We start from the raw sequence: 582 nt of genomic DNA on the forward strand, positions 1-582 counted from the left end.
ATACAACCCGAAGGAGTTTCGAGTTGATGTTCAAATCACCAAAGTTGTCTCTCATTATTTGAATGAGCGAGAGACATATCGATTTTGCCGGACTCAATTTCGAATAATCACTGTAAAAGTGATATTCCCAAGAACACTTGAATGTGTTTTTTGGTGTTTGTCATAAAGACAAACATTGAGAACTTTACAAACAATCTTAAAGATTGTTTTGTCAGCTTTCCAAATTGTTAAAGAGCTAGATTTTCTGATGAAAACCATTTTTAAAGATTCTTTTTCAAGAACACTTAAAGATGGTGGAGCTATGCGGGATCGAACCGCAGACCTCCTGCGTGCAAGGCAGGCGCTCTCCCAGCTGAGCTATAGCCCCATCAAGGTGTCGATACTGTCGCCAATTCCTTGGGAAAGAAATTGGTGGGTCTGAGTGGACTCGAACCACCGACCTCTCGCTTATCAGGCGAACGCTCTAACCACCTGAGCTACAGACCCAGTATCGTCTCTTTACTTTATAAACCGTATCAATCTGTGTGAACACTCATCGCAATAATCATCGTTTAAGGAGGTGATCCAGCGCCAGGTTCCCCT

The 582-nt window shown here is 42.4% G+C and carries 2 tRNA genes; both read right to left on the minus strand.

Annotated elements, in window-relative coordinates:
* Nucleotides 1-291: 291 nt before the first annotated feature.
* Nucleotides 292-367, minus strand: a tRNA-Ala gene (locus R7R78_RS28130).
* 42 nt (nucleotides 368-409) lie between these two features.
* Nucleotides 410-486 (minus strand) — tRNA-Ile (locus tag R7R78_RS28135).
* Between the last annotated feature and the right edge of the window lie 96 nt (nucleotides 487-582).

The sequence above is a fragment of the Vibrio sp. 2134-1 genome, assembly GCF_033339495.1.